Here is a 6,622-nt window from a genome sequence, read left to right as displayed (position 1 = left end):
CCACATTACCACATCCGGTTATAATACTAATAATAATATTCAATCAACTGATTTAAAATCTACTTTTGATTCGTACTGAAAATGGGAAGCCTACAGTCTCAATTTTGGTTTTATAATACACCAACTCTGTCAAATCATCCTTCACCGTTATGATTTTAAAATCACCTGCTTCAATATCCGCAAGGTGTTTTCCGAAATCTGCAACAGCTCTGAATAAATCTTTGTTTGTCGTAATCGGAATGCTTGCCCATTCTCCGGCAACATTGTAAAGTTTTCCTTTGAACTGTTCAAGGTAAAAATCCGAACTCAAAATAGCGTAGCAGTAAAATGTGAGAAGGGTAATCAACTTATCTTCTTTGATTCCAAACTCTTTTGATAAAGTTGAAAGCAGATTAGGGTTGATATTTGTCTTCACTTTTGAATCCCACTTCTTCTTCGTTTTGTATTCGGGAAAGTAATTGCAGAAGATGTGAGCATTGCCTCTCGTTGAAAGGTCATTGTCAGGAACATTCCAACAGAAGGAAGAAAACTTATGAAGTGATTGTCCTAAATCTTCGGGTGCAGGTGCAACAGCAAATCCGAAAACATTTTTGTTTTTGTAAGCTGCTCTTATTTCCGGTCTGTCACGCATTCCACCGCCTTTTGTTTTCCCCAATTCATCCAAAAGATTATCGTCAAGCAAAACATACGACTCTAAAAACGGACGATAAGAATATTTGAAAATGTTCTGTGCTGCTACCGCTTTCTCTAATTTATTTTTTACTGCATCATTAATCTTTGCAGCAGGTGGCGGCTTCTGTTGACCCGAATACCATTTCTCCTTTATCGTTGCATAATTGTTTTCAGTTTTCGAAATGAACTTTGACCTTCTCTTTAATTGACCTTCGGAGGAATGCACAAGTAAATGTGTCGGTGCTAATTTCAAACTTGAACAATGCCGCAGGAAAATTCCTTCATCATTCTCTGTGGTCAATTTCCAAAACTGATTATACAGTTCAGCATCATAATCGCTTGCAGGTTTGAATGAATAATTTTCATCCAGGTTTTCTATCAAAGTCCAGTCAGAAAGCGAAACTTCCGAATTAAAGAAGTCAGACTTTTGTTGTCGGCTCAGATTGCAAATATTTTTGTAGCTGATTTTGATTTTCTTGTTTGCCTCTGTTTTTAGAACTCCAACCAAAACAAGTCGTCCTTGTAAAGTTTTGAAAATATTAGACGCTTCCGCTCCGGTTCTGTTGTCGGTATCAAATTCAAGCACCCATAACTCAGAAACTTTTTCAGTCAAATACCTTCTCGCAAACTTGTATGAATTGTATTTTGCAAATCCAGATGGAAGTATGAGAGCAAAAACAGAAGGAATACTTTTCTCAGCTCTGTCAATTGTCCAACGCAAAAATTTTGCAAACTCGTTTGTAATTTGTTTCTGAATGTTTTGTCTTCCTTTTCTCTGTGAAGCATCAGGTCTGAAATCCTCCATCATTTCTTTAATCATCTCACCTTCGTTAGCAACTTGAAATGCTGAATCGGAAGAAGGAGGATTACCTACAATAATTGTCAACGGTGGATTTGCAAGTTGATACGCCATCTGCTGTTCGTGAAGAAGCAAAGCACTAATTTCCGTTTCGCCTTTTTTTATCTGCACTTCTTCAAAAAGATTATCGCTAAGTGTGTTTGTCAAAATAATTTTGATGTTGTCGGGATATTTTTCACCCAACATTGTCATGCGATAATGTGCAAGTGCATAAGGTGCAGGAAGAATTTCAAAACCGATTATGCTTGAATTGGACCGAAGATTAAACCTTTCAAGCATTGCTTCAATGAATGTTCCAGTTCCGCAACAAGGGTCAATGACTTTGTGCTTTGTTGTTTCAAATTTCAGATTCGGTAACGTTCTTCCGATTACCGCTTTCACTAAATTAACCGTGTAGAATGCCAATGACCTTGGAGTGTAATATGCTCCGTAATCAAACCGTGTTTCAGGGTCGTAAACACTTAGAAAGGTTTCATACAATTCGTGAAAGTCGGGTTGTTCAATTTGTTCATCTTTTAATTGAATGTGAGCCAATAATCTTCTCAGGTCATCATACCAAATACCTAACCTGCTCAATTCCGAATCAAGTTCCGATTTTAATTCGTTCACCAATGTTTTAAATGGAATGAGTTTGTCGGAATATTCTTCCTCCATTACAGAGAACCAAAAGTTGTGAATCTTTTCATACTTGTCTTTCGGATTCTTTGCCGCCTTATCAACAACACGATGAGCATACAACAAACCAAAAGAAAGAATCTGTGCAATGAAACCTGCAAACGCTTTTTCGTCAATCAAAGATTTGTCATGACTTTGCTCTGCTGTGCTTTTTAATTCTTTCAAAAGTTTGATTGTAGTTCTCTCTGCTTTTGTTTCGCCTTCATCATCTTCAAGTTCCAAAAGTTCAAGCAATTCATCCGATAAACTTCTTGCTCGTTTTGCAACTTCATTTACCAATTGGTTTTCAGTTACCTTTCTGTATCCTGCTTTCTTGAAAAATGTTTTGAATAAAACTTCAACTTCCAAATTCAATTCCGGCTTCTCCCAATTTATCGGCTTGCTGCAAAGTGAAAAGGTTTTCTTCTTCCCATTGGAAGTGAATAAAACGAAATCAATTCCATCTGTGAGTATCACCGGATTTTCCAAAACCAAATAGCGTTCTACCTGACTTTCATAATCACTCACTTTTATTTCTTTCTTCTGGTCAAGTCCTTTCGCTTCCACATATCCGTAAACTCCCATTGAATCGGAATTGTGAAATCTCCAATCAGGTCTTCCAAGTTTGCCTTGATTTCTCGGTTCGTGAATTCTGTCTATCTTCTTATCAATTTTCTCTGCCACTTTTTTGAAAAAACCATCCAAACTCATTCTGTATGAAAGTTCATCGGTTGCTTCTTTGGTAGCTGTGCCGACTGAAAATTCTTTCTTCAGTTCCTTGAAATATTGTTCCGTTATTTGCTGAAATGTCATACTATGCTTTGAATAATTTTTTTGCCGATTTCGAAAGCCAGTTTTGGCGGAACTGCGTTTCCTATTTGTCTTGCTACATCAACCTTGTTTCCGCAAAAATCGAAGTCCATCGGAAAAGTTTGAAGCAACGCACCCTCACGAAGTGAAATCGTTCTGTGTTGTTCAGGATGTCCGAACAAACCTCTTGTGAAACTGTCAAACCTTGCTGTGATTGTCGGTGCAACTTTATCCCAGCTCATTCTTCCGTAAACATTTCTGTGCCCGATAACACTTGAATCAATCTTGTGACAATCAGCCAAAAGATTTTCAGGAAGAAATTCTCTGCCTTGACCGGGTTTCAAATATTTTATTCTTTCAAGATTGACTTTAGAAAGTTTGTCGCTGCGATGGAGAGAAATTTTCTCATGTTCTTTTCCATCTGCCGGTGGCTTTGGAAGCTTGGAGATTACTTCTCTTACCGTTATCTTTTTTGTGCTTGCCTTTGGAAATTGGAATTTCAATTTTCCATTCAACTTCCGTTCTCCGATAATGATTAATCTTTTTCTCCTTTGTGGAACTCCATAATCCTGTGCATCCAAAATTTGTCTGTGAATCGCGTAGCCATTTTGCTCTGCATAATCAAGTGCTTCTTCTAAAATCTCCTTTCCTCTTTTTCCCGCAATGCCCGGAACATTTTCCATCAGGAAAAACTTTGGAAGAAAGTCAACAACCTTTTTCATGAACTCAAAAACCAAATTGTTTCTATCGTCAGAATCTTCTCCGATTCTTTGGATTGAAAAGCCCTGGCATGGTGGTCCACCTGCGAATAAAGTCAGTTCTCCTTTCTTAATTCCAAGTTGTTTCATCAGTTGTTTGGAATTGAGTTGAGTGATGTCGGCACAAACCGCTTCATGATTGAAATACTTTGTGTTTAGTTTTTGAGTTTTGATTGAAAGTTCATCAATGTCAAAACTGAACAAGATTTCAAATCCTGCTTTTGATAATCCTAAACTCAAACCGCCTGCTCCCGAAAAACTGTCAATACAAGTATATCTCATGCAAAAACTGATTTCTTTGTCTTTAGTGTTGTGTGTCCGTTAATGTTTCCGTTTTGATGCAAACCGTTTCCGTTAATTCTCTTTACTGCAATTCCATTTTTGGATGATGAATAATCAATTGCAATTTGTGTTGCTATCGCTAGCGAAAGCAATGGAGGAACAGCTTCACCGATTTGTTTAAAACACTCATCAAGGTTTCCTTCAAATTCAAAACCGTCAGGAAAGCTTTGAATTCTTGCGGCTTCCCTTATTGTCAATCCTCTGTTCTGAACGGGATGAGTAAATCTTCCGCTTGCCGGATTTCTTGAATACTGCGTGATTGTGATTGAAGGTTTTTCCCAACTCAATCTTCCATATACATCATAAAACCCGTTGACCTTATCCAAACATTTAGGTCCAACTCCTTTCGGTCTGCTTCCACCGTTCTTCGGAACTTTTGAAATAGTGTCAATTGTGCTTTTCTTGTGTGACGCACTTCTATGGTAGGGGTCACCTTTAAAAATTTCTCCGGCATTTACTTTCGGTAAATCTCCGATTGCATCTTTTACTGTTGCATATTCATCAGGCATTAGAAGTTCCAAAGGAAGTGAGAAATTATTTTTTGATGCTACAATTACTGCTCTGTATCGAGCTTGCGGAACACCGAAACCTGCCGAATTGAAAATTGTCTGCGAAATTTTGTAACCCTTGCTTTCAAAAATTTCTTTTGCTTCCTGATAGTGTTGAGAATACTTATCGCCTAAAATTTCAGGAACATTTTCCATGACGATGTAATCGGGTTCAAACGAAACAACCACTTCAGCAAAAGCACCAATCAATGTATTTCTTTCATCGTGTGTATGTCCGTATCGTTTTTGGTGAGCTGAAAAACCTTGACAAGGAGCACAACCGATTATCACCAAAGGTTTTTTTCTTTTCTCTTTTATTCCAAAGTAATCTTTGATTTGCTGTTGTTCTTTGTTGAGATAAATTTCTCTGATGTCTTTTCGTAAAGTTTTCGCTTTGTAGTTTTTTTCAAAAGATTTCAAAGCGAATTCACTAAGGTCAACTCCACCGATGATGTTGAACAAGTTTGTCTTTTGCGAAATTGCAGCAAAGCCCAAAGACATTCCTCCGCAACCTGAAAAGAAATCCAAAACATCAATCTCTCCTTCGGTGTTTGCTTCTTTCGGTTTCCAGCTTTTCAAAAGTTTTACGCCTGCGTAAAACTTTTCTTTGAACTGCTCTTGGTTTTTATCAGCCGTGCCGTTTACTGTGTTTAGTTTTCCGTTGATTGTTTGTTGCTGCATCTTCTACGCTTTAGTTTTTTGGACATACTTGATTTTTTCTTCGGCTACTTTCAATGCTTCGCAGGCAAGGGTCTCGTCACCGATTTCGTAAGTTACTTTGTCGCTTAACCATGCAACAAGCAAATCGTCTTTGTTGAGTTTGTAAAACTTGGCGAACTTCAATACCTGTTCTCTTGTCGGTTTGCGTTCACCTCGTTCAAATTTGCTGACGATTGCTTGGTCGATGTCCAACTCAGCAGCAACATGCCGGAGAAACAGGGAACTCTGTTCTCTTGCAAACCTGATTTTATCACCAAATGTTTCCATAAGACAATGTTTGTTTTGACAGATATTGTCAAAAATAGCGTAGACAGTCTAAATAATTGCTAAAAAATTTGGCATTTTTATCCACATTTGTTAGTAGTTTGATTCTGGCTTGATATCATTTAGATATTTCACTAGTTTGTTCATAGTCTTACTAAGAGTTGCTTTATTTTTAATGTCGCATTCCCAAATAGTCAATACAGACCATCCAAGTTTTTTGAGAGAACGCTTAGACTTTCTATCCCGTTCTATATTGGCTTGAATTTTTCCTTTCCAAAATTCAATATTAGATGTAGGGAGAATGGATTTTTCACAGTTTTTATGACCATGCCAAAAGCAGCCGTTAACAAATATTATCGTTTTATATTTCTTTAAGACAATGTCGGGCTTTCCTGGCAAAGCGCTTTGATGTAGTCTGTATCTAAATCCTTTTGAAAATAGAAATTGCCGAACCAATAACTCAGGCTTTGTATTTTTTGCCCGAATCTTGCTCATTACGTCACTTCGTTTCTTTTTTGTAAAAACATCTGCCATTGGTTGTGAAAATAATGAAACGCCTGCTTAAAATTGGTTTTCAGATGACGTTTGAATGTCAAGCCAAATAAAATTACGTCAGCCGGGGTGGGCGGGGCTGTGCGTTGGCATTTTTAGCTCTTTGCAAGGTTGGATTTTAGTCGTGGTTTTGTGCGCCTTGCAATGTGCTAAAAATAGCGTGGGGTTGGGTGGCAAAGTTATGAGATGTGTAAACTGGAATGCAGTGTCCCAATAGGGTGACATACAACGTTTTGTATATTTGCGTCTGTATGGGACATCGGAGAACATCTGCTCAACCAAACAAAAAAGTAAATTAGTAGCACAGATGATTAAGTTAATGCTACTGCCCATATAGCGCAAATATACTGTTGAACTAAACCTACGGAAGCCTTCCGCACTATCCGTAACTTTAGCCCTCATCAAAAAAGAATAAATATGGCAACGAAAAAAAATCGCCGGAA

At 37.7% G+C, this 6,622-nt stretch carries 5 protein-coding genes; all 5 read right to left on the bottom strand.

From position 1 onward, the window contains the following. Positions 1–52: 52 nt before the first annotated feature. A complete protein-coding gene (locus BM015_RS21030; protein ID WP_090663302.1) occupies positions 53–2,998 on the bottom strand; it encodes a type ISP restriction/modification enzyme in 2,946 nt (981 codons plus the stop codon). Continuing rightward, the gene (locus BM015_RS21025; RefSeq protein ID WP_090663300.1) at positions 2,995–4,035 is read right to left on the bottom strand and encodes a DNA cytosine methyltransferase; all 1,041 of its coding nucleotides are present in this window, start codon (positions 4,033–4,035) and stop codon (positions 2,995–2,997) included. Before BM015_RS21025 ends, BM015_RS21030 begins: the two co-directional genes overlap by 4 nt. Then, on the bottom strand, positions 4,032–5,324 hold the full coding sequence (locus BM015_RS21020) for a DNA cytosine methyltransferase (protein WP_090663298.1): 1,293 nt from the start codon (positions 5,322–5,324) through the stop codon (positions 4,032–4,034). The genes BM015_RS21025 and BM015_RS21020 overlap by 4 nt, the downstream gene beginning before the upstream one ends. 3 nt (positions 5,325–5,327) lie before the next feature. Beyond that, positions 5,328–5,630, bottom strand: a complete 303-nt coding sequence (locus BM015_RS21015; RefSeq protein ID WP_090663296.1) for a helix-turn-helix domain-containing protein — start codon at positions 5,628–5,630, stop codon at positions 5,328–5,330. Between the two features lie 90 nt (positions 5,631–5,720). Continuing rightward, complete coding sequence (locus tag BM015_RS21010; protein WP_090663294.1) at positions 5,721–6,161, bottom strand: very short patch repair endonuclease; 441 nt, start codon at positions 6,159–6,161, stop codon at positions 5,721–5,723. Positions 6,162–6,622 lie beyond the last annotated feature (461 nt).

The organism is Parafilimonas terrae, from assembly GCF_900115755.1.
In the GTDB taxonomy this organism is placed as follows: Bacteria; Bacteroidota; Bacteroidia; order Chitinophagales; family Chitinophagaceae; genus Parafilimonas; species Parafilimonas terrae.
Note: the sequence above shows the minus strand (reverse complement) of the source record. Positions and strands in the feature narration are given on the sequence as shown.

Bases quoted from the DNA above. Each gene is read 5' to 3' on its own strand.
- BM015_RS21030 (WP_090663302.1), bottom strand. From the start codon at position 2,998: ATGACATTTCAGCAAATAACGGAACAATATTTCAAGGAACTGAAGAAA.
- BM015_RS21025 (WP_090663300.1), bottom strand. From the start codon at position 4,035: ATGAGATATACTTGTATTGACAGTTTTTCGGGAGCAGGCGGTTTGAGT.
- BM015_RS21020 (WP_090663298.1), bottom strand. From the start codon at position 5,324: ATGCAGCAACAAACAATCAACGGAAAACTAAACACAGTAAACGGCACG.
- BM015_RS21015 (WP_090663296.1), bottom strand. From the start codon at position 5,630: ATGGAAACATTTGGTGATAAAATCAGGTTTGCAAGAGAACAGAGTTCC.
- BM015_RS21010 (WP_090663294.1), bottom strand. From the start codon at position 6,161: ATGGCAGATGTTTTTACAAAAAAGAAACGAAGTGACGTAATGAGCAAG.